Origin of the sequence: Campylobacter sp. P0085, assembly GCF_002139495.1 — a bacterium.
GTDB classification, from domain to species: Bacteria; Campylobacterota; Campylobacteria; order Campylobacterales; family Campylobacteraceae; genus Campylobacter; species Campylobacter devanensis.
This window is the reverse complement of the sequence record NZ_MJKB01000001.1, coordinates 83958-109444: the sequence shown is the minus strand read 5'-3', so window position 1 is coordinate 109444 and position 25487 is coordinate 83958. Positions and strand designations below refer to the sequence as shown.

Below are 25487 nucleotides of genomic sequence, written 5' to 3'. Positions count from 1 at the left end.
TAAAATATTGAATATGATTTTGATTTATCGTTTAAAAAATACCCTGAAATAGGAAAATATTTACCTCTACTTATTGCTGTAAGAGAAAAAGAAATCAAAGTAATAGATAATGGAAAAAATTAAAATATCATTTTACTAATATTGACGATATTGAATTGTTAGAAAAACTGGTTTATCTGACCTAATTTCAAATCTAGGTAAAGTTGCTAAAAGATTTGATTATGTAGTTAAAACCAATAATTGCATTTATGCTTTTGAAACAAACTTTTATTCAAGCAATGGCTCTAAACTAAATGAAACTACTAGAAGTTATAAAATGCTAGCTGAAGTTTTGAAAAGTTTTCTTGAATCTTTGGTTTGAATATACGATAAAAACACTAAATTATTCTTAAGCTTATTAACTTTTTTGCATTTATAAAATCACTAAAATATTAAACAAAACACTATTTATTAAATATTTCTACTCCATCAAATCCAAGTTCATTTGGTAAAATCGAGCCGTTAATTATAGTTGGAGTGATAATAAAGATTAATTCACTAGTTTTGCTAGTTTGTCGGTCGCTTTTAAATAGATACCCAAGCAAAGGAATATCACCCAAAATTGGAACTTTATTAATCTCGTTACCTAGGCTTTTAGCGATTAAACCACCTAAAATTATACTATCACCACTAGAAATTTCTACCACAGTAGATAACTTTTTTTGCATAGTATCTGGAGCGATTACACGAGGTTGTGTCTGCTTAGCATCATCAGCTGAATATTTAAAGCTGCTTAAGCTAGGATTTATACGCAGCATTATGCGATTCTCATCGCTAATTTCAGGTAGGAGGTTTAGTAAAATTCCTATAAATACAGAGTGCTGTTTATAAGTAGTTTTAGTAATCTCACTAGTATCATTATTAGTAATATCTTCAGCAATTCTATAATTAATATTATCACCTACTGAGATTAGGGCTTGTTGATTGTTCATTGCCATTATTTTAGGACTTGAGATTATTTGACTTTTCCCATTAGTATTTAAAAAATTTAATACACCATCAAGGCTAAGACGTAAATCTCCGCCAATGATAAATCCGCCAGAGATATTCTTTAGGCTATGAGCTGGATTTTGAGTAGTGCCTTTACTAAAAATTAGGCGTGATGAAGTACCATCGCTTAAATAACTTTTAAAACCAAGCTCAAATTTACTCCAATCAACACCTTTTGTATAGCTATTATCTAACTCAACAGAGATTATTTTTACATCGATTAAAACCTGCTTTTTAAGTCGGTTTGAGAGCAAATTTAGATAGTTTTGTACTCTTTGTAGTTGATTTGCAGTACCAGTGATATGAATTAGCCCAGCTGCTGGATTAATGATTGGGGCTGGAGCAATAAATGAATCATTATGGCTATTTAATACTAATTTTAGTTCATTAGCAAGATCTTGCCAAAAATCAAATTTTTCTGTAGTTTTTATTATATTATCTTGATTATTTTCATCATTTTGACTACTATTTTGATAATCCTCGCCAATCTCTATCGGAGCTGAATCTACAGAAGCTTTAGTAATTGCTTGACCTTGTCTAGCTGAGATAATATAATCCATTTTAAAGGTTTTAGTTTGTATATATGACAAACTTAACATTTTGTCATTAAACTCATAACTAAGATCATTTGACTCAGCTACTAAGCGTATAATTTCATCAAGACTAAGGCGTGAAATATTTATTAAATTTGTTGGGGTTTTTAATGCATTAGTGGTATTTGAATCGCTTAAAGCAATGCTAAATTTACAAATATTTGCAAGCTGAGCTAAAATTTCATATGATGTTATATTTGGGCTTAGACTCATATCTAATTTCTTATTTTTACACTCATTTGCATTTAGATTTATAGTTAATGCAGCTAGACTTAATATTTTAAAAAACTTTAATATCATTATTTACCTTTGAGATTGAAAGCCTAATTTTATTATTATTATGCAGTATTATTACAGTTTGATTTTCTATCTCTAAAATGCAAATCTCTTGACAACTTTGACCTAGTTCATACCAATTAGAGTTGATTTTGGCTCTATTTTCTATTATAGCCTCTAATTTTAAAGTGCTAGAATTAAAGTCTGTTTGAACATTTTGAGTGATGTAAAATGGCGATTTTACTTGGTTTATATCGCTTAAATTTGCCCTTAATGGGCTTTTATCGTATAAATCTAAGATATATTTGTATTTAGTACTTAAATCTTGAGAAAATAGCAAAGTAGTCATGGTTAAAAACAAACAAAGCAATCTCATTTTACGCTCTGCAAACTTAGTCTAATTTGACTACTATATGGCTCAAATCTAGCCTCTTTAATATCTATAAAGCCCCCTTTAAGCTCATCTATAAAAGCTAGTGTTTGAGTAAAAGTCGAACTAAAAGATAGATTATAATCATATAAAATAGCACTATTTTCTTTTATATTATTTGGCAAAATTTGAGAAATCTTTATATTATGTTCTTTTGCCTTATCCCCAATAAAGCTTAAAATCTCACTACTAGAACTAAATTTATCCAAGATTGCGACTAGATTTTTAGTGTGAGATTGGATAAAGATATTCTCAGCTTTTAAATTTTCTAGTTCAATTTTACTATCTTGCAATCTTTTTGTTGCTAGCTCTAAGCGATTTTGAATTTGCTGCGGAGAATTCATACTGATATAGTTATTTAACTGTAATTCATAATTAGCTAAAGCGTTTTGATAGAGTCTATCAAAATAGTCCCAGCTAAGATAAAGTAGATAAAACATAATCAAAAATCCACCCATAAATATCATATGTTGTTCTCTTTGGCTGCGTGATTCTAACAAGGATTTAAAATCCATTTTCTTGTTCTATCGTAAGGTTTGATTCAAAAATATTTTGATTGCTGATGAGTTGACCAATGTGAGTTTTAGCGCTAAAAGAGTTTATAAAATTATTAATATTTTGAGTATCTTGTGAGATGATTGCAATGTTGATTTGATTATTTTTTAATTCTATATTCCTTGCTTGAAGTGAATATTTATCCATCAAATTTGCGATATTTGCTAAAATTATAGCTGGATTTTGGTTATTAAATTTACTTGCAATAATATCGATTGTAGCCAAGTTTTTATTTATATTATTTTTTATATTTTGAATTTGTATGGTTATACTTTTAATCTCATTATTTAGTGCTATTAGACTACTATTTAAACTACTCACACTTGAGTTTTGCAAAGTCAAATTTGCTCCAAGTTTTGTAGATTTAGCCTCTATATTAAAAGTTAATATTAGCATATAAATCGGATAAATCAATCCCAAAATCGCTCCAGCAGCAATACTAATAAATAGCCTACCATCAGCTCTTTTATATAGCGGTTTAGGCTTATTAAATAGTGTAAAATTTAGCAGCTGCCCTTTATGTATTAGCTCCTTAGCGTATATTGCCATCATTAAATTAAGCGGTGCTGGACTTTTAAAATTATCTAAAAACTCAAACCCTCTAACCTCTTGCCCAAGCTTATTAGATAAAGCAGTATTAAGACCTATAATATCTCCTATAAATGAACTAAGATATATCCTATCTGGTATGATTTTATCGATATTTGCAATACTTTGGATAGTTTGAACAGTTATATTTAATAACTCAGTAAATTTATTGCTATTTTGATCTATAATCTTAGCCGTGCATTCAATTTTGCAATTCCTAGCTATCTTAGGCAAAGTATCGCATATAATTCCATGATGCATAACATATCGCCCATTACGATAAAAGCATAAATAACTCTCATCATTATCATAAAATATAAAACAATCTATGCTAGATTTATCAAGTAAATTAGAGCTATAAAATCCACCCATTAACAAAGGAGATGGAATAATTATATTAATATTTTTTAAGATATTAATCGCTTGAGTATCTAATTCCTTCAAAGCTAATTCAATATCGATGATATAAAGCATATAACCACCATCACTATCATCAAAATAGCTAATCTTGTACTCTTTTTGCGGATTTAAAAGCAGCTCATCGTATGCAAATTTGATAATCTTTATCCCTAGATTCTCTTTTTCATCAGTATAATATTTTAGAGTTGTTAAAGCTTTAGCTGGTATAAAACAAATACTAAATTCATTATTTTTTATTTTATATTTTACTTTAGGATTAAAGTGATTTGAGTAGTCATAAATTACATTTTTATATAAATCAACGCAGACCAAGCTACTCTTTTTCAACTTTTTACCTTAAAATATATAAAATATGTTAAATTCGGTATTTTTTAAATATTATAAAAATAAAATTATGAATTTATACTTTGATTATATCTATTTTTGCTTTAAATAAATTTAAATTGAGATAATTTTTATTAGAATATTTAATCACTAAATAATATAAATTTATTAAAATTCAATACTTTCTACTACTGGAATACTATCTACTGTGAGATTTTGCTTGGTTCTGTGATGTTTTTTGATAATGGCCGGTTCTTGCACTCGCTCAAATCCGGTAACCAAAACAGCAAAATAGTCAAATTTAGCACCATTTAATCTAGCATATACCAAATCACCGACATTGCAAGGCTTAGAGCTAAATCCTTGAGCTGATGTGAGCTTACCATTGCTAGTATCAGTAGATTCAATAGTATAAACATAACCGCTATTAACTTTACTAATTGAAGTTACAATGCCTTTTATATAGCTGTTTTTAGCAATTTCCGTGTGATTCTTAGCAGCTGTACATCCAGCTACTAAGAATAGTAATATAAATAAGGATAGACTACGCAGTAACATTAATAGCATTACCGCTAAGCTCCATAATGGCTTGATTGATTCTATCTAGAGTTTTATTCATTGTTTGCTCAGAGATATCAGGTAAAGCCTGACCCCATAAAGCTTCAGCCTGAGCGAAGCCATTTTTGACCCCTTCTAAGCCGCTTTTCATCTTTTCTACATCATCTCCAGCCCCATTAATAACAAAATCAGCTATGCGATTTGCGGTATTATCAATACCAAAATATCCATTATTGCTTATTAGGTTGCTTGCCTCTTGTGGGCTTAGGTCGCCAATTGGCTTACCGCTATAACCAGTAATATCTATATTTTGATTTAGTAAATCTTTTAATTCTTTAGTAAAATTATTTGCACTATTATCTTGATTATTAAACCCAAAGCTAAGACTCATAAAGCCAACTTGCATATTAAAATTACCATTTGATAATTCAAAGCTTTGTTGCATAAACTGCATATGATAGCCTCTTGTTAGCTCACTTGCGTCAATCTTGCTTGCAGCTTCTTTAATTCTTTCAATGCTATCTTTCGAATTTGGATTAATGCTTAAAAAATCTAAGCTATTTGTGCCATTTATTTGCATATTTTCTCCTTTTAGAAGTTTATTATAGATATCGGATTTTTTAGTTAAATATGTTGTATTTTAGTGGGTAAATTTAATTTTTGAGTGAATTTGGCTAAAAGAGTAGCCAAATTCAAATTTAAACCTATTTTTTCATACTTAAATAGCTATTTAAAGCACTTACATAGGCTTTAGCACTTGCCATCATAGTATCTATATCTAAACCATGACCTATAAATGGAGGCTCACTAGAACCAAAGGCCACCTTTACAGTAACCTTAGCAAGAGCATCTTTGCCTTGAGATACGGCTGAAACTTTATAATCTTTTAGCTCTCCAGCAACCTTGCTTATTCTATCAATTACCTTAAATATCGCATCAGCCGTACCATTTCCTAGAGCTGCATCACTAATAATATCACCATTAAATTTAATACTAATAGCTGCACTTGAATGGCCTGAGTTACATGAGCTAGTGCTTAAAGTTTCGATTGTATAAATCTCAGGTATTTTGATAATCTCATCACTTACAAGTGCTCTAATATCATCATCAAAAATCTCTTTTTTCTTATCACAAAGTAATTTAAATTTGCTAAACGCTTCATTTACCTCTTCATCATTTAGATCAAAACCTAAATTTACTAGCTTATCTTTAAAGGCATGACGACCGCTATGCTTACCTAAAACTAGAGCATTTTTCTCTGCTCCTATATCTTCAGCTTTGATTATTTCATATGTTTGAGCGCATTTTAACACACCATCTTGATGAATACCACTCTCGTGAGCAAAGGCATTTTTGCCTACAATTGCTTTATTTGGTTGTGGTTCTATACCTGTAATACTAGCTACTAAACGACTTGTAGCATATATCTCTTTAGTAACGATATCAGTATATAATCCGCTAAATTCATCGCTTCTTGTTTTGATCGCCATAACGATCTCTTCTAAAGCTGCATTACCAGCTCTTTCACCCAAACCATTAATAGTACATTCTACCTGTCTTGCTCCAGCCTTAATACTTGCTAGAGTATTTGCTACTGCAAGTCCAAGGTCATTGTGATTATGAACTGATATAATAGCTCTATCTCCGATGTATTCATTCATAATTCTAACCATGTCAGCTATCTCATATGGCAATCTAAAACCTACAGTATCAGGCAAATTTAAAGTCTTAGCACCAGCATTTACCACTGCATCACATATCTCTTTTAAAAATGATATATCGCTTCTACCAGCATCTTCGCAGCTAAACTCAACATCATCTACAAAACTTTTAGCATATTGTACCGCTTCAACTGCTCTTTTGATAACCTCATCAGGCTTCATCTTAAGCTTGTGTTCCATATGAATTGGACTAGTAGCGATGAAGGTGTGAATTCTTCTATTTTTTGCTGGAGCGATTGCATCGGCTGCTGCTTTTATATCACGCTCAAGAGCTCTTGAAAGACTAGCAACTTTAATGGATTCTACTTGTTTGGCTATTTGATTAATCGCATCAAAATCTCCAGGACTAGCAGCAGCAAATCCAGCCTCCATAACATCAACACCAAGGCGTTCTAATTGAAGAGCAATTTGAATTTTCTCTTCAGTATTCATAGAGGCACCAGGGCTTTGCTCACCATCTCTTAATGTTGTATCAAAAATTATAATTTTATTTTTATCCATTTTATTATCCTTAAATTTAATATATTTTATAGTATGCTATGCATAGAGTTATTAAAAGGAGCTACAGAGCAGATTAAGGAGAGAAAGTTTATAGATAAATATATAAATTTTTTTACTATTTGCTATCATTTTTGTTCCTTTATCTTGATATTTTTGGCAAAAAATCTCGCCCAAACAGCACGAATTATACCATATGTAGTATAAATAGAAATCAAAGCAGTAGCTGATTCTAAAGGATATAAATATAAAAGTGAAAATAGTATTACAAGCATTACGAGAGCTTTAATATAATTAGCACGACTAAAATCAACCTTTTTAAAGCTTGGATAGCGTACATTTGAGACCATAAGTATCGAAAGTGCCGCCATTAAAATGATAAATACCCATTCAAAACCAATTAAAATTTCATATTTATTATAAATTCCAATCCAAAATCCAGCGACTATAGCAGCTGTAGGAATCGGCAATCCAATAAACATATTTGGTTCATTTTCATTAGTTGTAACATTAAATCTAGCTAGTCTAATAGCCCCAAAAACTACAAACATAGCCGTAATAAGTGAACCAAATCTACCAAATTCGCTTCCGATACTAAAATAAAATAACATAGCTGGAGCTACACCAAAAGCAACTAAATCAGCCAAACTATCAAATTCAACACCAAATTTAGATGTGGTTTTGGTTAATCTTGCTACTCTACCATCTAGCCCATCAAGCACAAGAGAGATTACAAGATAAAAAATAGCCTTTCCAAATTCGCCATTAGCACTAGCTAAAATACTGATAATACCAGTAAATGCACTACCTGCTGTAAATAAATTTGGAAGTATATATATTAATTTATTATTACTATTCATCTATATAACCTATAATATTACAAGCTTTTACTTTATCACCTTTAGTAAGAGATATTCTCGTATTTAAAGGCATCAAAAGAGAGATTTTGCCATCTTTAATAAAGCCTATTCTACGACCAGATTTAACATAATTTATACTTTCTAAATAAATCTTAGAAGTAAGTGCTGAAGTGCTAATACGAAGTATAATATCTTGATTTTTAGATATTATGGTAGCTCGGTTATTTAATAAATTTGAGTTTGAATCGCTGCTATGTAAATTTAGACCATTACGCCTTTTAATATCAGATATCTCCATATCACAAGTAGCACGCAAAACACCGCAGTCAATAATTCTTGAGCGAATTAAAATTTCACTATAACCACGGCCATTATAATTGCATTTTTTAATATCTTCTACAACTCCATCAATAGGAGATAATATAGCTTTAGAATCTTCACTTTGCGGTAGTCTTTCAGGGTTTCTATAAACCCACAAAGTAGCTAAAAGTAAGATAGTAAAAAAACTAAACCAAAAATCAAAAATCCAAGATAGTATTAAAAGCACCACTGAAATAGTGATGCATTTATATCCATATCTGCTTATGATTCCTAGATTATTCATCTACTTGATTCTCTTTTGCTTTTTTAATGTCTGAATTCTCATCTTCAACATCTATTAAGCGTGTAGGCAAACCATTTGCTTCTTCAAATTCTTTAATAATCGCCCTAACTTTATCGCCCTCTATAGTCTCTTCTTCATATAAAGATTCTACCATTTTTTCTATCGCACCACGATAAAGCTCAAGCGTAGCAAGAACTGCTTCATATCTCTCATTTAAAAAGCTCTTTACAAACTCATCAAGTTTTTGTGCCATATCATCGCTATAATCTTTTAGAGTTTGGCCTCCATTTAAAAATACATTGCGTTGTTTTTCTAATACCATAAGGCCAGCTACATCAGTCATTCCATACATTGATACCATTGCTTTTATAATATCAGTAGCGCGTTCAAGATCGTTACTTGCACCTGTGCTAATCTCTTTGATAAAGACCTGTTCAGCAGCTCTACCGCCTAGCAATACATCAACTTTAGCAATCAACTCATGTTTTTGCATTAAAAATTTATTCTCTTCTGGGGCGTTAAGCGTATAACCTAAAGCTGCAATACCACGCGGTATTACCGATACTTTTGTAACCTTATCAGCCCCTTTTGTAGTTTCAGCTATTAAAGCGTGTCCGCACTCATGATATGTAACTATCTTTTTCTCTTTTGGATTTATACGGCGAGATTTTTTCTCTAAACCTGCAATTGCTCTCTCAACTGCTTCAACTAGATCTTTTTGATCAATTTTAGTTTTATTAGAACGGCCAGCCAAAAGAGCAGCTTCATTAATGATATTAGCCAAATCTGCTCCAGCCAAACCAGCAGTTAAGCGACCTATCTCATCCATATTTACATCATTTGAAAGCTTGACTTCTTTGCTATGCACTTTTAATATATCAACACGACCTTTAAAATCAGGTTTATCAACTAAAACTTGGCGGTCAAATCTACCTGGTCTTAAAAGTGCCGCATCTAAAACTTCTGGGCGGTTGGTTGCTGCTAGAACTATTACAGGACTTTTATCGCTATCAAATCCATCCATTTCAGCTAAAAGCTGATTTAGAGTCTGCTCTCTTTCATCATTACCACCCATCATAGAACCAGCCGCCCTACTCTTACCAATAGCATCAATTTCATCTATAAATACGATAGCAGGTGCTTCTTTCTTAGCATTTTCAAATAGATCTCTAACACGACTTGCGCCCACACCTACAAACATCTCTATAAAACTTGACCCAGAAACTGAGAAAAATGGAACCTCGGCCTCACCAGCAACAGCCTTGGCAAGTAATGTTTTACCAGTGCCTGGAGGGCCTACTAATAGCACACCTTTTGGAATTTTAGCACCTAAGCGAATATAGCGTTCAGGATTTTTAAGGAAATCTACGATCTCTTTTACCTCATCTTTAGCCTCTTCTACGCCAGCTACATCATCAAATTTAACTTTTGGCTTTTCGCTATTAATTAACTTTTTACTACTTCCCATACCAAGGATTCCACTACCCATATTTTTTTGCATTCTGCTGGCTAAAAACATCCAAATTGCAAAGAAAATAAATACAGGAATAACCCATGAAAATAGCATATCACTTAGCCAATTACTCTCACTATATGCTCCATAGCTGATGTTATTCTCTTCTAAAAGTGGAACTAAAGTTTGATCATTAGCAACTTTTTTTACTACATATGCTTGACCATTTCCACTAGCTTTTATCGTAGTTTGTCCGATTACAACCTCATTTATCTGCTTTGATTTAATTAGGGATTTTAGCTCTGAGTAGCTGATATTTTTTGAATTCGTACCAGATATTCCCATCTCATCAGGGCTCATACTACGAAAAATCAGCACCATTACCACAGCAAAAATCGCAAACATTAAAATAGGATTTTTATTAAAAAAACTATTATTATTTGGTTGATTTTTATTTTCCATTATTTTCCTTGATTTTTAAATACAAAACTCTCCCACTCATTTTGAGTTAAATTCTCTATCAACTCAAATTCGCTAAAAGCATTTATAATTCTATTTTTATATTTTGTAAGAATTCCAGATAAAATTATTATGCCACCGACTTTTATCTTAGATTTTAGGTCATTTGCAAGAAATAGTATAACATCAGCAATGATATTTGCTACTACAATATCATAAGACTCATTACTATTAGTTATAGAACCAGTCCAAATTTTATCTATAGCTATATTGTTTTTTTGCGCATTTTCAAGACTGCTTTGAACAGCTAGTTCATCAGTATCACAAGCGCTTACATTTAGCCCTAACTTTGCCATAGCAATACTTAAAATACCACTACCGCAACCAACATCTAGAGCATTTTTATATCCTTTAGAATATTTTGAAATTAGCTTTAGACATGAATTTGTACTCTCGTGATGACCAGAGCCAAAAGCTAATGCTGGATCGATAATAATATCTATTAGTCCATCTTTTGGAGTTTCCCAACTTGGCCTAATATAAAACTCACCGGCTTCAACCGGAGCTATGCCTTTTTTATATTCATTAATCCAGTCTATATTATCTTTGATTTGTAAATCAGTAGTTATTTTGCAGCCCAAGCGACTAGCAAACTCTTCAAGTCCCCACTTGGTATCTTCCAAGCTCTGCTCATCCCTAATAATAAAGCCACTATCGATCTCTTCTATACAGGTAAATCCAAATTCAAAAACAAGATCTTTTAATGGCTCAATTTGCTGGGATGTAACTTTTAATTCGTAATATTTATCTTTCATTATCCAAGAACGTCTTCAAGTTTCTCTTTAAGAACCTGCGGCGTAAAAGGCTTAACAATATAGTTATTCACTCCAGCTTTTAATGCTGTAATAACCTCAGCCTTACCACCCTCTGTGGTTACCATTATAATAGGCATATTTTCATACTTAGACTCAGCCCTAACCTTTTTAACTAGCTCTAAACCATTCATTTCAGGCATATTCCAGTCAGTAATTAACACGCCTACATCTGGATTTTGGCAAAGTATATCCCAAGCCTCTACACCATGCTCAGCCTGCAACACTTCGTTATGTCCAAGCCTTTCTAATGTATTTTTTATAATTCTTCTCATAGTAGAGCTATCATCAACAACCAATAACTTCACTAACTATCCTTTCTCAACTTTAGACGATATTTTATCTAAAATTACTTTTAAAATACTTTAACAGTTAAAAATTGTTATTAAAAATATCATTAAGTGCTATTTTTCCTTCATAATAAGCTTTGCCAATTATAACCCCAGATATTCCATTAGTTTTGCTTGCAGTCTCTAAATCGGCTAAACTTGCCACACCACCACTTGCAATTGTATCAATACCACTAGCTTGTGCAATGCTTGATGTAAATTCTAAATTTAACCCACACAGCATACCATCTTTACTAATATCTGTGGCAATTATCGCTTCAACTCCAGCATCTGCATATAGCTTAGCAAGATCAGTAGCTCTTATCTGACTTACCTCAGCCCATCCTTCTACTGCTACAAACCCATCTTTGGCATCTATTCCTACAACTATTCTGTATTTTTTAGCCATCTCTTTTACAAACTCAGGATTTTTAAGTGCAACAGAACCCAAAATCAACCTACTAACTCCTGAGTTTAAATAACTTTTTATACGCTCTTCATTACGGACTCCACCGCCAATTTGTATATTTAAATTTGTAGCATTTACAATTTTTTCTATAGTTTTTAAATTTACAGCATCTCCTGCAAATGCTCCATCTAAATCTACAATATGCAACCACTTAGCCCCAGCATCGCTAAATCTCTTAGCTAGCTCCCACGGCTCATTTGAGTAAATTTTAGCACTATCCATAAGACCTTTAGATAGCCTAACTGCCTTGCCATCTTTTAAGTCTATTGCCATATATTTTTCCATCTATATCTCCATAAAATTTTTAATTATTCTTAGTCCGCTCTCATGTGATTTTTCAGGATGAGGCTGAAATCCATAGACATTTTCATATTCTACAGCACTGACAAAATCATACCCATACTCAGTATAAGCTAAAGCAAATTTACTATCACAAACAGCATGATATGAATGAACAAAATACAAATAAGCACTCTTGCCAAGACCATCTATAATCTTGCTTTGTTTAGTAAATTTAGCCATATTCCAGCCCATATGCGGCACTTTAAGAGGTTTATCAAATTTAGATTCATCAAATTTAATAATACTCCCATCAATCACTCCAAGACCACTATGCTCACCAAATTCATAGCTCTTTTTAAACAAAAGTTGCATCCCAAGACAGATCCCAAGAAACGGCTTACCACTAGCTATAAACTCTAAAATTGCATTATCTAAATTTGTATCTCTTAATCTTTGTATCGCCTTACCAAAAGCACCTACACCAGGCAAAAGCAACTTATCATAGCTTTTTAATCTATCTGCGTCGCTTACTAATTCACTCTTAGCACCGACAAACTCAAGAGCATTTTGAACGCTTCTTATATTTCCAGCACCATAATCAATAATCCCTATCAATACTACCCCTTTTTAAAACAAATAAATAGCAACTCAAAGCAACCATCAAAAGCCCTACCCCACCGATAAGATAGATAGCGTATAATATCTGACTTGGATCAGTAATTGCAAATTTAAATACCAACATAAGAGATTCAATAGCTAAAGCTATAATAATACTCCCTATAAATCTTACCATTGTTCTACTGCCGCCATTTTGATGGTGATTTGGCCGACCTAAAACCTCAGCTTCAAATATCGCCTTAACAAGATCAAATATTGCAAGTGCTAAAGTAAGCACAATAGTGGATTCAAAAACCTCACTAATATTAATCTCATTAAAGCTTTTTAATACAAAGCTCTTTATACCATAAACAAATAAAACCAATGAGATCGCAAAAAGAGCAATAGAAAAAACAGAATATATAAGCTTTGTAAATTTGCCAAATATTCCATCTACAGAACTAGGACTAATCATAGCCAAAAGCTCTTTTAACCCAATATCCACACATGCTATATAAAGCAACTCTTGTTTATCATTACATATAGGCATTGAAGCTGTAACACAAAGGCGATTAGTAAGGCTTGATGGATATGGATCAGTTAGCACGCATCGCTTCTCACGAACACATCTATAATAATACGCCTTATTACTTCTATTCATTCCTTTTCCAGATATATTTTTAGAATCTAGACTTATGGTATTATCTAGTTGAATTCCATTTTTATCCAATATATAAAACGCATCAAAGCTATCAACCTCATGTGCGATCTTATCAAAGCCATCATTAATGCTTTGAACATTTACACCAGGGAGATTATTTGGTATATTTCTATCTAAAAGATGGCATAAATAGGCTCTAGCCTTATAGCGTATCTCACTAAATTCTTCAATCTCTTTAAAAATCACATTAATTCCTATTTTTATTATGATGAAACTCAGGCACGATAAGTTTTAATCTTTGTTCAACTTCTGCATCGTTTTGACTTTGTAATAGATCAGAAATTTGACTATTTAATAGATCGATATCATATGGTTGGCTTTTGGTTACAAAGATACTTTCAAATTTAGTTGCTACATCATTTGGATCAATCAAAAGCTCTTCATACAGCTTCTCACCCGGACGCAAACCTACAAATTTGATTCCAAGATGCTCTTTATTGCTTAATCTTAGCATTCTTTTAGCCATATCAGCGATACGAACTGGCTCACCCATATTAAGCACAAAAAGCTCACCGCCACTTGCAATGCTAGCTGCTTGAAGCACTAATTGACACGCCTCGCTAACTAGCATAAAATATCTTGTAATATCTGGGTGAGTTACGCTTAGTGGTTCATTGGCTGCTATTTGGGCTTTAAATTTAGGTATAACACTACCGCTACTTCCTAGCACATTACCAAATCTAACTGCAACAATCTCAGTAGAGCTAGTATTTGAATTTAACGCATATAATTCACAAACCCTTTTAGTAGCTCCCATGATATTTGTCGGCCTTACAGCCTTATCAGTTGAGATTAACACTACCTTTTTAGTTTCATATTTTTTGGCTAAATCTATAACATTTTTAGTTCCCATTATATTATTTTGCACAGCAATTAATGGATTAAACTCACATAATGGAACATGCTTATATGCAGCTGCGTGAATCACTATATCTGGGCGAAATTTAGAAAATACAAAATCAAATTCATTAATATGAGTGATATTTAACATAACTAAGCGATTACGCTCATCAGCGTTTGTGGCTTCATTAATCTGATATAGATTATACTCGCTATGTTCTACCATTATTAACTCTTTAGCACCAAATTTCAAGCACTGCTTACATATCTCGCTACCTATTGTTCCGCCAGCACCAGTAACCATCACTACCTTACCACCTATAAATGACTCAACAGCTGCACTATCTAGGTCTTTTGGCTTTCTAGCTAGTAAATCTTCTATGCTAATATCTGTAATTCCCTCATTTTTTTGCCCAATTAAAGAAAATATTTTAATATCTTTAAATCCTAAAGTATCTAGCTCATCATATAGTTCTTTAAGCTCATTTGGCATAAGTTTTAGAGCTATTATAGCGCTTTTTACGCCATCTTCTATATAGCTTTTTAACTCATCTTTATGACCTACTTGATAGCCATCGCAGTATGTGCCTACTAGATCTTTTCTACCATCTACTATACCTACGGCGTAATAGTTTGCATATCCACTTTTGAGTCCTTTTAGGATTTGTAGAGTTTTAGAAGTAGAGCCTATAATAACGCAAGGTTTGCCATTTTTAGCCTTTTTAAAATCCATTAAAGCTCGTTTTGAAATTCTTAAGCTACCTACCATAATAGCCGAAATAAGCGCATCTATAATGATAACACTTCTTGGAAAAGGAGCAAAAAGCTCCTCATAAGATAAAAATATTCCAAAAAATATTCCCGCACAAAGCAGACAAGCTAGTGAAATTTTTCTAGATTCATTTAATCCAAAAAATCTCCACGGCACTCTATAAATTTGAAAAGCCCATAGCATAGCAATCTTGATAACAATCAAAATTACTCCACTATATATCATACCAGGAATAAATATCTCAGGTATATCCCCACTAAATCTAAGTAAAAAAGCAAAATATATACTAAATGCAAATATCAAAGTATCGCATAGTAAAAAAAATGCTATTCTACGCCTCTTAGTCGCCCTAATCACAGCGCACTCCTAACGATATTAGCAACTTTTTCTACTAATTCATCACTCATATCAGCACCACTTGGAAGGCACATTCCCCTACTAAAATAATCCTCACTCGTGCCATCTACAACGCATTTAGCGCCTTTAAATACTGGTTGAAGATGCATTGGCTTCCATAGTGGTCTGCTTTCTATATCGTGTTTATTTAGTGCTTCTATAACTTTTAAATGCTTATTTTTATCTTTAAATAAAAGCGTAGTAAGCCATCTATTACCACGAGAATTTGGAATTTCAGGCATAAACTCAGCCACATCGCTAAGCAAATTTGAGTATATATCAAATATCTGTCTTTTTCTCTCTACTCTGCTTTGCAAGACCTCCATCTGCCCTACTCCAATAGCACCTAAAACATTACTAAGCCTATAATTATACCCATAATCTAAATGCTCATAGTGTAGCAATGGCTCTCTTGCTTGTGTGCTGTAATATCTAGCTTTATTAGCTATGTTTTCATCATGGCTAACTAACATACCACCACCACCTGTGGTTATGATCTTATTTCCATTAAAACTATAAACTCCAATATCACCAATGCTTCCAAGTGCTTTGCCTTTATAAAATCCACCCAAAGCCTCAGCTGCATCTTCTATAATAGCTATATTATTTTCAGTACAAATTTCTACTATCTCATCCATCTTTGCTGCTTGGCCATATAAGTGGGTTATAATTAGTGCTTTTGGCTTTTTATCGCTTTTATTTATTGCATCTTTTAAGAGTTTTGGGCTAAGATTCCAACTCTCATCACAATCTATGAATATAGGCTCACACCTTTCATACATTATAGGATTTACACTAGCAGCAAATGTAAAAGATGAAGCCAAAACAGCATCGCCATCGCCTATTTTTAAAACTCTAAGCGCTAAATGCAATCCAGCAGTTGCTGAGCTAAGAGCTACTGCATTTGGTGATTTAGTATAATCTTTTATACTATTTTCAAACCTATCTACAAACTCTCCAAGTGGTGCTATATAATTACTTTTAAATGCTTCATTGACATACTTTAACTCATTACCGCCCATATATGGTGCGCTCAAAAAAACTCTAGCCATTATATTCCTCTATTAATTAATGGCCATATTTTATCAAAGTTAGAATAAACTTAGAATTAATAACGCTAAAAAGTTAAATTTATTCATTGATTTGAGCTTACTATGCTTTTTGTCGCTTTGATTTTGTTATCAGTGTATAAAACTACATCTTTTATTACTAGCTTTTCGATCGCTTTGATAAAATTATTCATAAATTCAAAATCTATTTCGCCGTTAGTGGTTATGGGTAGTTTTATATTTTCATTTTTAACTCTTTCCCAACTTGCTTTTAGTTCGTAAGAAAATTTTAATTTTATGGATTTTTGGATAGCTGTTGCAAAAAAGTATAAAAGGCTTTTAGAAGCTGTAAACTTGGATTTAATTAAATATGCATTATATAAAACACCCGTTTCTTGTGGTTGCGGATAAACATTGCCAGTTGAAACTGCACCATCGTTCACAATATCTATCGTCATTGTAGCAGTTTCAAAGTCTTGTGGTCGTCCATAATACATAATTCCATTATCGCCATCCTTTGCATTAACTAGTGGGATTGAAAATTCTGAATTTTTAATTTTTGAGACATCATTGTCTTTATTAAATTTTGATTTTCTGAAAGATAAATTTAACTTTTCAAACAAATCACCAATTCTAAATTCGCCCCAATTATAATTTTCAAATTTAGAAAGAGCGGATAATTCATCGGCGGTTAATTCGTAATCTTTTAGTGACGCGGCGGCAAGATACGCCTCTAGCTCTGCTACTCGCTCCGCCTCTAGCTCTGCTACTCGCTCCGCCTCTAGCTCTGCTACGAAGCTCTCCATAAATTCAAAATCTATTTCACCACTAGCAGTTATGGGTAGTTTTATTTTATGTTCAGCAAAGCTCTTTTGTCTATATTGCTTTTCATATCCAAACTTTGTTTTATCCTTATTGATTGCACTTGTCATGAAAAGCAAAGACTTATTACCAATATCTATTTTAGGTAATAAAACTAAAATATTATCATCACAAAGAAATTTGTAATTTCTATAAAAACAATTACAAAACATATCTATTGTTAAATGATTTTCATAAATTTTTAGTTCATCATCATAAGCTATAAATTCAGCTACTCCTTGATTTTGCTCACCAGCTGTAACTAGTGGAATTTTGCCACTTTTACGCTTTGATTTAATAAATCTTGTGCCACGCTCTATATTAAATAATTCATTTAATTTAAATTCACCCCACTCAATGCTACTCATTTTTTGATTAAGTGGGGATATTACTTTCCCAGATTATCTTTTTGATTTTTGATTATTTGACTTACTTCCCACGCTAGATAGTCGCTTACAGTCTTTTTAAAATCCTCTAAAGTAGGCCTAGTATCAATCGGTGCTGATTGATTCCAGTCTGAGCCGCTAGTAGGGTCTATCACGCCTTCGAAGTAGTCATTTGAACTAAGCAAATTTAGATAATTTTTGCCATAATGCACTAGATCGACAACCTCAGCATACCTGGCCTTAGCATTACCAATATCTCGTAGATTTAGGCTAGATTTGGCCTTTTTGCGGTTTGCTCTTGCGTAGCCATCATCGCTAAAATTTATAAATTTAACCACATGTTTAGCATTATGAGCCTCACCTACTTTAAAAACATAAATATTAGTTTGAACACTAGATTTACCGATAAATAGGTCAATTGGCATTTTAATACTAGCTATTAAAGTGTTAGATTTTAGAATTTCTTTATTGATAGCTTGGGCTTTGCCACTTCCGGCTGAACTTTGGATAATGATAGCTGCATAGCCGTTGTCCATCATCGATAGGGCTTTTTGGACAAATATCATTCCATTACCCTCAGCTGAATATGGAGGATTTAGAATAAATGCATTAGCTTTGAATTTGCCCTGCTTTGTGCCATAGGCATAATCTCCATCAAAATCTCTAAGGCTATCTTTATTTAAAATATTTGAGCTACCATCGCCCATTAAGATCATATTTAACACAGCAAGCATATAAATATTTGGCAAAATTTCCAAGCCCATTAGCTGTTGAGCTTTTATTTCGGCGATTTTTTGCTTTTGAGAGTCTGGGGATTGAATTTGATTTTTAGCATCTTCTATCATTTCGTTCATCGCAGCAATCAAAAGTCCAGCCGAACCAGTAGCAAAGTCCCAAACAAAGCTATCTTTATTTACTCTAGCGAGTTTAACTAAGAGTGTTGCGACATATGGCGGAGTCAAAACAACATCATTTAACTGATCTTGAGTAAAGCCTAGCCAAGCATACATTTCATTGAATAATTTACCGGTAAAATCGATATTTAACTCACTTTTATAATACTCACCTAAATCATCTACGATTTTGCAAAATACACGCTTGAGTTGGCTCTCGCCGTTTATTGGCTTATTTAAATTTTCGGCTGTTAGAGTGTTAGCTAGCGTGCGAATTATTAGCCCTTGTTTATCTTCTGGGATGGATTTTTCTTTGAGAAAATTTTTGACTTTGCTTAAAATTTTATCGCCATCTCTCTCTCCGTTTTCTTCAGATGATATTAGCTTATCTTTTGTAAGTGGTGCAACCTTACCGCCCTCAACACCTAAAGTAGCGATAATCGTTGCTACAACAAGATAGACTCTATCATTTTCGCTTAAGCCTTTTTCATCTCTATAAATATCATTATTTAACTTAGTTAAAACTATAGAAATTTCTTCATCTTTTTTGGTTTTTATCGCTTCTAGCTCTTGAGGGGTTAGATTTAACTCTTTTAGCTTTTGAGTAAATTTGATAAAATTCTCATCTTTTAAAAATGATAAATCGCTATATTCACCTACTTTTATAGCTTTAGCTAAGTTGGCTTTGCTTACATAATATACGCCAATTTTTATCTCAAGTTTGTCGCTTAATGTATCTTTAAAGCCAGTAACGCCAATAGCAATAATCTCATCATAGTCAGTATGGTGTAAAATAGCATTAGCATAATGCACAGCACCATTAACCGCATATTCGTTAATATTCTTGAAATTTGGCTCATTTTTAGTATTTTTGTTATCGATTTGACCATCTTTATCAAGCTTAATTAGCTTATCTTTATAGCCTTTGTATTCAATTAAAACTGGATAATATTTTAGACTTTTTGGGTCTTGCTTTAGCAACTTAGCATCTGGGCGATTACCACCTGCACCGCCATTTTTAGAATAGTATAAATTTAATGCGTTATCAATTTGACTATTTAAAGATTCTTGTTCGAGTTTATAATCTAATTTATAGCTTTTTAACTGGGAATTAATGTAATCTGCAACATTTGGTTCTACTGATTGAACTTTGGATTTAGCCATTTTAGTTCCTGAAATTATGATAATTTAAAAGCTGTAATTATATATTAAATTTACTAAAATAACAACATTTATCTTTAATCATTAAAAATTCAATCAACTCATTATTCTTTTTTAATTTTTTATTGAATTTTTTATATTTATTCTTAGCTTTTTTAAATGTTTTGATAGCTATTTTCTATTCATATTTTCATATTTTGCATAATTTATTATATCCATATGATATCCCTTAATAATCCTTGATTGATCGATATTTATAGAATTTTCTTTAACAACCATAATTTTCTTAATTAATCACTTAGCGGCTTTAGAAGAGATAAAAAATTAAATATGATATAAAAATGTAAATTGAATAAAAATGGTGGTTAGAGGCAGAATTGAACTGCCGACACGCAGATTTTCAGTCTGCTGCTCTACCGACTGAGCTATCCAACCACCTTAAAAATGAGTTGTAATTATACCTTTTTAAAACTTAAATATAGATAAAATTCTACTCAAATTTGAGATTTTATATAATTTTTGCTATAAATTCTTTAAATTTATCTCCACGATGTGCATATGAACTAAACTGATCTAAACTAGCACACGCTGGACTAAGCAAAGCCACATCATCTTTTTCCATCATTTTATCTATCAAATTTACAGCATTATAAAGCTCTTTAGCATTAAATACTTTAGCGCCAAATTTATCGCTCATCTTTTCTATATCATCGCAATTTGAGCCAATAGCATAGATTGTAGCGCCTTGCTTAGCAGCTGTAGCAACTACTTTTTCTATACTCACACCCTTATCATCGCCACCTAATATAATATGAATCTTAGACCCATCATATCTAGCTAAGGCTTGAAGAGTTGCGTCTATATTTGTAGCTTTAGTATCATTGACCCATAATCTACCTTTGGCATCCTTTAACTCTTCAAGCTTGTGAGGCTCAATGATAAATTTATTAAGCAGATCAATACTACAACGACTAAATATTATACTCTCAATACAAAGCGCCATAATCGCATCCATCAAAAATGGAACCCTAAAATCAATCCTACCAATATCTATACTAAATTTATTAGCTAAATCAATCTCATCATCATAAGATATTATCTTAGCATATGATTTTACTGATTTTTCATACTCTTTAGGAATAATTGCTACACTGCCTTCTTTCATCATTGATAGTGGTTTTAACTTAGCATTTATATACTCTTTAGCACTTCCATGCCAGCTTATATGATCATCGCTAATAGGCAGTAACGCATATATATCAGGTGTTGCAAATTTCGTATAATGCATAGTAAAAGAGCTAGTCTCTAAAATCCAAATTTTAGCCTTCTTGCCCACTAAATCACCAAGTGGAATACCCACATTGCCACCCATTATAGCACCACGATCTCTTAATAAATGCTCAGTCATTTTAGTCGTTGTAGTCTTGCCATTTGTGCCACTAATCCAGATACTTTTTGGGGTGGAATTTCTAAAATAATCATACTCACTTATGAGATTTTTAGCCGATTTTATCAGCTTATGAGATGGCGGAAATCCAGGACTTGGAATCTCTAGTTCACTAATATTTGGATCAAATTTATCCACAGGCAATAGAGCATTTCCATACTCATCGCTACTAGCTACTTTAAATTTATCATCATAGATATTCCAGCCGCCGCTTTTGGCGATAGATTTTGTTGTATTAGCATATCCAAATAGAGATTTTACCATATTCTTACCTTAATTTTAAAGCTATCAAAGCAATTAAATTTGCCACCAAAGCTATCATCCAAAACCGCACAATAATCTTATTTTCGCTCCACCCCTTCATCTCGAAATGGTGGTGTAAAGGTGCCATTAAAAATATACGCTTTTTTCTAATCTTAAAGCTACCAACTTGCAAAATTACAGAGAGCGTCTCAACCACAAATACAAACCCGATTATTATAAGCAAAAGCTCATTTTTTGTAACAATCCCCATATATCCGATAAATGCACCGATACTAAGGCTACCACTATCACCCATAAAAACCTCAGCCGGATAGCAATTAAACCATAAAAACCCAAAAAGCGCCCCAATAACAGCAGTAACTAAGATCACAATTTCACCTAAATTTACCACCTTAGGTAGCAATAAATAAGAGCTATAAACTGCATTTCCCATCAAATAAGCAAATATTCCAAGACTAACTAATCCAAAAATAGAAGGCACACTAGCAAGTCCATCTAATCCATCTGTTAAATTTACAGCATTAGATGCTGAAGTAAATACCAAAACCCAAAATAACATTGCAAAAATAGATATATCTAAAATCGCATGCTTATAAAATGGAAAATAAAATAAAGAATCAAGTCCGCTAAAAAAATATAACAGCACAGCAGCTATCACACCAAGCACAATTTGAAAAATAAATTTAACCCTAGCGTGCAAACCAGCGTGATTTTGGCGACCAACTATCTTGCTATAATCATCATAAAAACCAAGCAGACAAAATCCACCCAAAACAAAAAGCCCAATAAGCACAAAAGCATTGCTTAAATTTGCACTCAAAAGCGTGGCCACTACAGCACAAATAACAAAAACAACACCGCCCATTGTCGGAGTTTTACCTTTTTGCTGATGGGATTGCGGAGCTAGCTCATATATAGGCTGATTAGCATTTTTAATCCTTGCCCAAGCTATAAATTTAGGCATAAAAAATAGAGTCAAAACAAAAGCTAAAAAAAAGCTAATCCCAGCACGAACACTAATATAACTAAAAAAATTAAATTCAAAAATTTCATAAATATAATAAAACACCAAAAATCCTAAGACGATAACTAAAAAATTTAAGATAAAATTATATAAATTTTTTGATAATATTTGGATAAATCTAGTTAAAAATTTAAAAAAATTATAATTATTTATAAATCAATGTTAAAATTGTGCCTAAAATATGCTTAAATAAGGACATAACCAAATGAGCAAAAAATCTATACTGGTAATCACTGATGGAATTGGATATAATCCAAGCAATGAATTTAATGCATTTAATGCTGCTAAAAAGCCAACATATGAGTGGTTAGAAGCAAATGCTGCTAAAAATTTATTAAAAACTAGCGGTCTAGCTGTGGGTTTGCCTGATGGACAAATGGGCAATAGCGAAGTTGGCCATATGACTATTGGCAGTGGAAGAATCCTATATCAAAATTTAGTTAAGATTGACAAAGCAATAGAATCAGACAAATTAAAAGATAATCCAGAATTAAAAGAGCTACTAAATAAAGTAAATAGAGTTCATGTTATTGGTCTTTATAGCGATGGTGGCGTACACTCACATATAAATCATTTTGATGCTATATGTCAAATTTGTATCGCAAATAAAAAAGAGGTTTATGCTCACCCTATAACTGATGGCCGTGATGTCAATCCAAAAACTGGAATAAATTTCATAAAATCTCTTCAAGACAAATTTACAGTTGCCTCAATCAGCGGTAGATTTTATGCTATGGATAGGGATAAAAGATGGGATAGAGTAGAAACTGCTTATAAAATCATAGCTCAAAATGAAAATTTACAAACCATAACTCCAGCCCAATATATGGAAAATTCATATCAAAAAGAGATATTTGATGAGTTTATAGAACCAGCTAGTTTTATAGATTTTGGTGGAATTAAAAAAGATGATGGAATAATCTTTATCAACTTTAGAAATGATAGAGCAAGGCAAATTTGCGCTGCTTTGGCTAGTGATGATTTTACTGAGTTTAATCGTCAAACTTACTGCAAAAATCTAATTACAATGACAAACTATGATGATAAATTTAGCTTTCCTATAATGTTTAAAAATGATGATATTAAAGATACATTAGCTGATGTTATAGCAAAAAATGGATTAAGACAACTCCACACTGCCGAGACTGAAAAATATGCTCATGTAACATTCTTTTTTAATGGTGGTAAAGAGGATCTTGTAGAGAATGAAACAAGAGTATTAATACCAAGTCCAAAAGTTAAAACATATGATGAACAGCCAGCTATGAGTGCATATGAAGTAACCGATGCGGTGATAAAAGGCATAGAAAATGGGATTGAATTTATAGTAGTAAATTATGCAAATGGTGATATGGTCGGTCACACTGGAAACTATGACGCAGCTATAAAAGCAGTTGAAGCAGTAGATGAATGCTTAGGTAAAGTGATTGCAAAAGCTAAAGAGTATGGCTACTCATATATGCAAATTAGCGATCATGGAAACTGCGAAGCAATGCAAAGTAGCGATGGCGAACTACTAACTAATCATACAACATTTGATGTATTTAACTATGTATTAGCTGATGGTATAAACTCGATAGAATACGGCGGGCTAAGCAATGTAGCTCCAACAATACTAAAATTAATGGATTTAGAAATTCCAGAAGTTATGGATAAACCACTATTTTAAAGGATAATAAATGAAATTTAGCGGAAAAAATGTTTTAGTTACTGGTGCAAGCCGTGGAATTGGTGCTGAAATTTGTAAAGTTTTAGCTAGTTTTGGACTTAAAGTTTGGATAAATTATAGATCAAATCCTAAGCTTGCAGATGATTTAAAAGCTCAAATAGAAGCTGGTGGCGGAAGTGCTGCTGTGGTGAAATTTGACGCTACTAATGAGGCGGAATTTATCGAGGCTATAAATTTAATTATTCAAAGCGATGGAGAGTTAAGCTATCTAGTAAATAATGCGGGGATTACAAATGATAAACTAGCTTTAAGAATGAGTGTAGATGACTTTGATAGCGTTATTGATGCAAATTTAAAAAGCGCATTTATTGGTTGTAAAGAGGCACTTAAAGTAATGAGCAAAAAACGCTTTGGTTCAGTTGTAAATGTAGCTTCAATAGTTGGTGAAATGGGTAATGCAGGCCAAACCAACTACTCAGCTAGCAAAGGCGGCATGATAGCAATGAGTAAAAGTTTTGCCAAAGAAGGTGCTAGTAGAAATATCAGATTTAATAGCGTAACTCCAGGATTTATAGCTACAGATATGACCGATGCTCTAAGTGATGAAATTAAAGCACACTACTCAGCAAATATTCCATTAAAAAGATTTGGAGAAGCTAAAGAAGTAGCCACAGCAATAGCGTTCTTGCTAAGCGATTATGCAAGCTACATCACAGGCGATACCCTTAAAATCAATGGTGGCCTATATATGTAGAAAACTTTAAGCCAAATTATAGTAAGATTACACTCATTTTTATTTTAGGAGAAAATTATGGCAATATTTGACGAAGTTAGAGATGTTGTTGTAGAACAACTAAGTGTTGCAGCTGACGCAGTAAAAATGGAGTCAAAAATAATTGAAGATCTAGGTGCTGATTCACTAGATGTTGTTGAGCTTGTTATGGCTTTAGAAGAAAAATTTGATGTAGAAATCCCAGATAGCGAAGCAGAAAAACTAATTAGCATCGCAGATGTTGTAAATTATGTTGAAGGTCTAAAAAAATAATTAAAATATTAAGTGATTAAATTTAAATTTTAGGAGAAGTAG

At 32.4% G+C, this 25487-nt stretch carries 26 protein-coding genes and 1 tRNA gene; 5 read left to right on the top strand and 22 right to left on the bottom strand.

The genetic code is table 11. From position 1 onward, the window contains the following. The first annotated feature begins 6 nt into the window (after window positions 1-6). Together CIGNP85_RS08645 and CIGNP85_RS08640 are read left to right on the top strand one after the other, a co-directional pair. On the top strand, window positions 7-123 hold the full coding sequence (locus CIGNP85_RS08645; RefSeq protein WP_141031736.1) for a DpnII family type II restriction endonuclease: 117 nt from the start codon (window positions 7-9) through the stop codon (window positions 121-123). Between the two features lie 31 nt (window positions 124-154). Continuing rightward, window positions 155-361, top strand: coding sequence for a DpnII family type II restriction endonuclease (locus CIGNP85_RS08640; protein WP_086286733.1), 207 nt, complete (start codon window positions 155-157; stop codon window positions 359-361). 82 nt (window positions 362-443) lie between these two features. Here CIGNP85_RS08640 and mshL read toward each other — a convergent pair whose 3' ends face one another. From mshL to mraY, 22 genes are all read right to left on the bottom strand, one after another. Beyond that, window positions 444-1922 (bottom strand): pilus (MSHA type) biogenesis protein MshL, encoded by a 1479-nt coding sequence (gene mshL / locus CIGNP85_RS00580; protein ID WP_086286653.1) that lies wholly within the window; start codon window positions 1920-1922, stop codon window positions 444-446. Beyond that, entirely contained in the window at window positions 1903-2274 is a 372-nt protein-coding gene (locus CIGNP85_RS00575) for a hypothetical protein (protein ID WP_086232516.1), read from the bottom strand. Before CIGNP85_RS00575 ends, mshL begins: the two co-directional genes overlap by 20 nt. Continuing rightward, complete coding sequence (locus CIGNP85_RS00570; protein ID WP_086280321.1) at window positions 2271-2843, bottom strand: hypothetical protein; 573 nt, start codon at window positions 2841-2843, stop codon at window positions 2271-2273. Before CIGNP85_RS00570 ends, CIGNP85_RS00575 begins: the two co-directional genes overlap by 4 nt. Beyond that, window positions 2833-4218, bottom strand: coding sequence for a hypothetical protein (locus CIGNP85_RS00565; protein ID WP_086286651.1), 1386 nt, complete (start codon window positions 4216-4218; stop codon window positions 2833-2835). The genes CIGNP85_RS00570 and CIGNP85_RS00565 overlap by 11 nt, the downstream gene beginning before the upstream one ends. Window positions 4219-4383: 165 nt before the next feature. Then, window positions 4384-4773 carry a hypothetical protein gene (locus CIGNP85_RS00560; protein ID WP_086286650.1) on the bottom strand — a complete coding sequence of 130 codons (390 nt, stop codon included), beginning with the start codon at window positions 4771-4773 and terminating at the stop codon, window positions 4384-4386. Beyond that, window positions 4760-5353, bottom strand: a complete 594-nt coding sequence (locus tag CIGNP85_RS00555; RefSeq protein ID WP_086286649.1) for a hypothetical protein — start codon at window positions 5351-5353, stop codon at window positions 4760-4762. The genes CIGNP85_RS00560 and CIGNP85_RS00555 overlap by 14 nt, the downstream gene beginning before the upstream one ends. A gap of 124 nt (window positions 5354-5477) precedes the next feature. Next, the gene (locus CIGNP85_RS00550) at window positions 5478-6995 is read right to left on the bottom strand and encodes a 2-isopropylmalate synthase (RefSeq protein ID WP_086233808.1); all 1518 of its coding nucleotides are present in this window, start codon (window positions 6993-6995) and stop codon (window positions 5478-5480) included. A 125-nt stretch (window positions 6996-7120) separates the two neighbouring features. Then, complete coding sequence (gene pssA / locus CIGNP85_RS00545; protein ID WP_086225115.1) at window positions 7121-7852, bottom strand: CDP-diacylglycerol--serine O-phosphatidyltransferase; 732 nt, start codon at window positions 7850-7852, stop codon at window positions 7121-7123. Beyond that, on the bottom strand, window positions 7845-8456 hold the full coding sequence (locus tag CIGNP85_RS00540) for a phosphatidylserine decarboxylase (RefSeq protein ID WP_086226749.1): 612 nt from the start codon (window positions 8454-8456) through the stop codon (window positions 7845-7847). The genes pssA and CIGNP85_RS00540 overlap by 8 nt, the downstream gene beginning before the upstream one ends. After that, the gene (gene ftsH, locus CIGNP85_RS00535) at window positions 8449-10371 is read right to left on the bottom strand and encodes an ATP-dependent zinc metalloprotease FtsH (RefSeq protein ID WP_086225113.1); all 1923 of its coding nucleotides are present in this window, start codon (window positions 10369-10371) and stop codon (window positions 8449-8451) included. Before ftsH ends, CIGNP85_RS00540 begins: the two co-directional genes overlap by 8 nt. After that, window positions 10371-11183: a 50S ribosomal protein L11 methyltransferase gene (locus CIGNP85_RS00530; protein ID WP_086225112.1), complete on the bottom strand. Its 813-nt coding sequence runs from the start codon at window positions 11181-11183 to the stop codon at window positions 10371-10373. Before CIGNP85_RS00530 ends, ftsH begins: the two co-directional genes overlap by 1 nt. Then, window positions 11183-11548 carry a chemotaxis response regulator CheY gene (locus CIGNP85_RS00525; RefSeq protein WP_086225111.1) on the bottom strand — a complete coding sequence of 122 codons (366 nt, stop codon included), beginning with the start codon at window positions 11546-11548 and terminating at the stop codon, window positions 11183-11185. Before CIGNP85_RS00525 ends, CIGNP85_RS00530 begins: the two co-directional genes overlap by 1 nt. 64 nt (window positions 11549-11612) lie before the next feature. Continuing rightward, a complete protein-coding gene (gene hisA / locus CIGNP85_RS00520) occupies window positions 11613-12323 on the bottom strand; it encodes a 1-(5-phosphoribosyl)-5-[(5-phosphoribosylamino)methylideneamino]imidazole-4-carboxamide isomerase (RefSeq protein ID WP_086226750.1) in 711 nt (236 codons plus the stop codon). Further along, window positions 12324-12935, bottom strand: a complete 612-nt coding sequence (gene hisH / locus CIGNP85_RS00515; protein WP_086286648.1) for an imidazole glycerol phosphate synthase subunit HisH — start codon at window positions 12933-12935, stop codon at window positions 12324-12326. Next, complete coding sequence (locus CIGNP85_RS00510; protein ID WP_086268126.1) at window positions 12919-13824, bottom strand: PDC sensor domain-containing protein; 906 nt, start codon at window positions 13822-13824, stop codon at window positions 12919-12921. The genes hisH and CIGNP85_RS00510 overlap by 17 nt, the downstream gene beginning before the upstream one ends. A 1-nt stretch (window position 13825) precedes the next feature. Next, window positions 13826-15607 (bottom strand): UDP-N-acetylglucosamine 4,6-dehydratase (configuration-retaining), encoded by a 1782-nt coding sequence (gene pglF / locus CIGNP85_RS00505; protein WP_086241663.1) that lies wholly within the window; start codon window positions 15605-15607, stop codon window positions 13826-13828. After that, the gene (gene pglE / locus CIGNP85_RS00500) at window positions 15604-16698 is read right to left on the bottom strand and encodes a UDP-N-acetylbacillosamine transaminase (RefSeq protein ID WP_086286647.1); all 1095 of its coding nucleotides are present in this window, start codon (window positions 16696-16698) and stop codon (window positions 15604-15606) included. The genes pglF and pglE overlap by 4 nt, the downstream gene beginning before the upstream one ends. Window positions 16699-16781: 83 nt before the next feature. Beyond that, window positions 16782-17924: a restriction endonuclease subunit S gene (locus CIGNP85_RS08420; protein ID WP_086286646.1), complete on the bottom strand. Its 1143-nt coding sequence runs from the start codon at window positions 17922-17924 to the stop codon at window positions 16782-16784. Window positions 17925-17944: 20 nt separating this feature from the next. Next, entirely contained in the window at window positions 17945-19999 is a 2055-nt protein-coding gene (locus tag CIGNP85_RS00490) for an HsdM family class I SAM-dependent methyltransferase (RefSeq protein WP_086286645.1), read from the bottom strand. A 356-nt stretch (window positions 20000-20355) separates the two neighbouring features. Continuing rightward, a tRNA-Phe gene (locus tag CIGNP85_RS00485) sits at window positions 20356-20431 on the bottom strand. Window positions 20432-20504: 73 nt separating this feature from the next. Further along, window positions 20505-21707, bottom strand: coding sequence for a UDP-N-acetylmuramoyl-L-alanine--D-glutamate ligase (murD, locus tag CIGNP85_RS00480; protein WP_086286644.1), 1203 nt, complete (start codon window positions 21705-21707; stop codon window positions 20505-20507). 4 nt (window positions 21708-21711) lie between these two features. Continuing rightward, entirely contained in the window at window positions 21712-22776 is a 1065-nt protein-coding gene (gene mraY, locus CIGNP85_RS00475) for a phospho-N-acetylmuramoyl-pentapeptide-transferase (protein WP_086226758.1), read from the bottom strand. Window positions 22777-22936: 160 nt separating this feature from the next. Between mraY and gpmI the strand changes: the two genes are divergently transcribed. The 3 genes from gpmI to acpP are packed head-to-tail and all read left to right on the top strand — an operon-like array spanning window position 22937 to window position 25445. Next, the gene (gene gpmI / locus CIGNP85_RS00470) at window positions 22937-24400 is read left to right on the top strand and encodes a 2,3-bisphosphoglycerate-independent phosphoglycerate mutase (protein WP_086286643.1); all 1464 of its coding nucleotides are present in this window, start codon (window positions 22937-22939) and stop codon (window positions 24398-24400) included. 10 nt (window positions 24401-24410) lie between these two features. After that, entirely contained in the window at window positions 24411-25154 is a 744-nt protein-coding gene (gene fabG, locus CIGNP85_RS00465) for a 3-oxoacyl-ACP reductase FabG (RefSeq protein ID WP_086286642.1), read from the top strand. 57 nt (window positions 25155-25211) lie between these two features. After that, window positions 25212-25445, top strand: a complete 234-nt coding sequence (gene acpP, locus CIGNP85_RS00460) for an acyl carrier protein (RefSeq protein ID WP_086225098.1) — start codon at window positions 25212-25214, stop codon at window positions 25443-25445. The last annotated feature ends 42 nt before the right edge of the window (window positions 25446-25487 follow it).

Bases quoted from the DNA above. Each gene is read 5' to 3' on its own strand.
- mshL (WP_086286653.1), bottom strand. From the start codon at position 1,922: ATGATATTAAAGTTTTTTAAAATATTAAGTCTAGCTGCATTAACTATA.
- CIGNP85_RS00575 (WP_086232516.1), bottom strand. From the start codon at position 2,274: ATGAGATTGCTTTGTTTGTTTTTAACCATGACTACTTTGCTATTTTCT.
- CIGNP85_RS00570 (WP_086280321.1), bottom strand. From the start codon at position 2,843: ATGGATTTTAAATCCTTGTTAGAATCACGCAGCCAAAGAGAACAACAT.
- CIGNP85_RS00560 (WP_086286650.1), bottom strand. From the start codon at position 4,773: ATGTTACTGCGTAGTCTATCCTTATTTATATTACTATTCTTAGTAGCT.
- CIGNP85_RS00555 (WP_086286649.1), bottom strand. From the start codon at position 5,353: ATGCAAATAAATGGCACAAATAGCTTAGATTTTTTAAGCATTAATCCA.
- CIGNP85_RS00550 (WP_086233808.1), bottom strand. From the start codon at position 6,995: ATGGATAAAAATAAAATTATAATTTTTGATACAACATTAAGAGATGGT.
- pssA (WP_086225115.1), bottom strand. From the start codon at position 7,852: ATGAATAGTAATAATAAATTAATATATATACTTCCAAATTTATTTACA.
- CIGNP85_RS00540 (WP_086226749.1), bottom strand. From the start codon at position 8,456: ATGAATAATCTAGGAATCATAAGCAGATATGGATATAAATGCATCACT.
- ftsH (WP_086225113.1), bottom strand. From the start codon at position 10,371: ATGGAAAATAAAAATCAACCAAATAATAATAGTTTTTTTAATAAAAAT.
- CIGNP85_RS00530 (WP_086225112.1), bottom strand. From the start codon at position 11,183: ATGAAAGATAAATATTACGAATTAAAAGTTACATCCCAGCAAATTGAG.
- hisA (WP_086226750.1), bottom strand. From the start codon at position 12,323: ATGGAAAAATATATGGCAATAGACTTAAAAGATGGCAAGGCAGTTAGG.
- pglE (WP_086286647.1), bottom strand. From the start codon at position 16,698: ATGGCTAGAGTTTTTTTGAGCGCACCATATATGGGCGGTAATGAGTTA.
- CIGNP85_RS08420 (WP_086286646.1), bottom strand. From the start codon at position 17,924: ATGAGTAGCATTGAGTGGGGTGAATTTAAATTAAATGAATTATTTAAT.
- CIGNP85_RS00490 (WP_086286645.1), bottom strand. From the start codon at position 19,999: ATGGCTAAATCCAAAGTTCAATCAGTAGAACCAAATGTTGCAGATTAC.
- murD (WP_086286644.1), bottom strand. From the start codon at position 21,707: ATGGTAAAATCTCTATTTGGATATGCTAATACAACAAAATCTATCGCC.
- gpmI (WP_086286643.1), top strand. From the start codon at position 22,937: ATGAGCAAAAAATCTATACTGGTAATCACTGATGGAATTGGATATAAT.
- fabG (WP_086286642.1), top strand. From the start codon at position 24,411: ATGAAATTTAGCGGAAAAAATGTTTTAGTTACTGGTGCAAGCCGTGGA.
- acpP (WP_086225098.1), top strand. From the start codon at position 25,212: ATGGCAATATTTGACGAAGTTAGAGATGTTGTTGTAGAACAACTAAGT.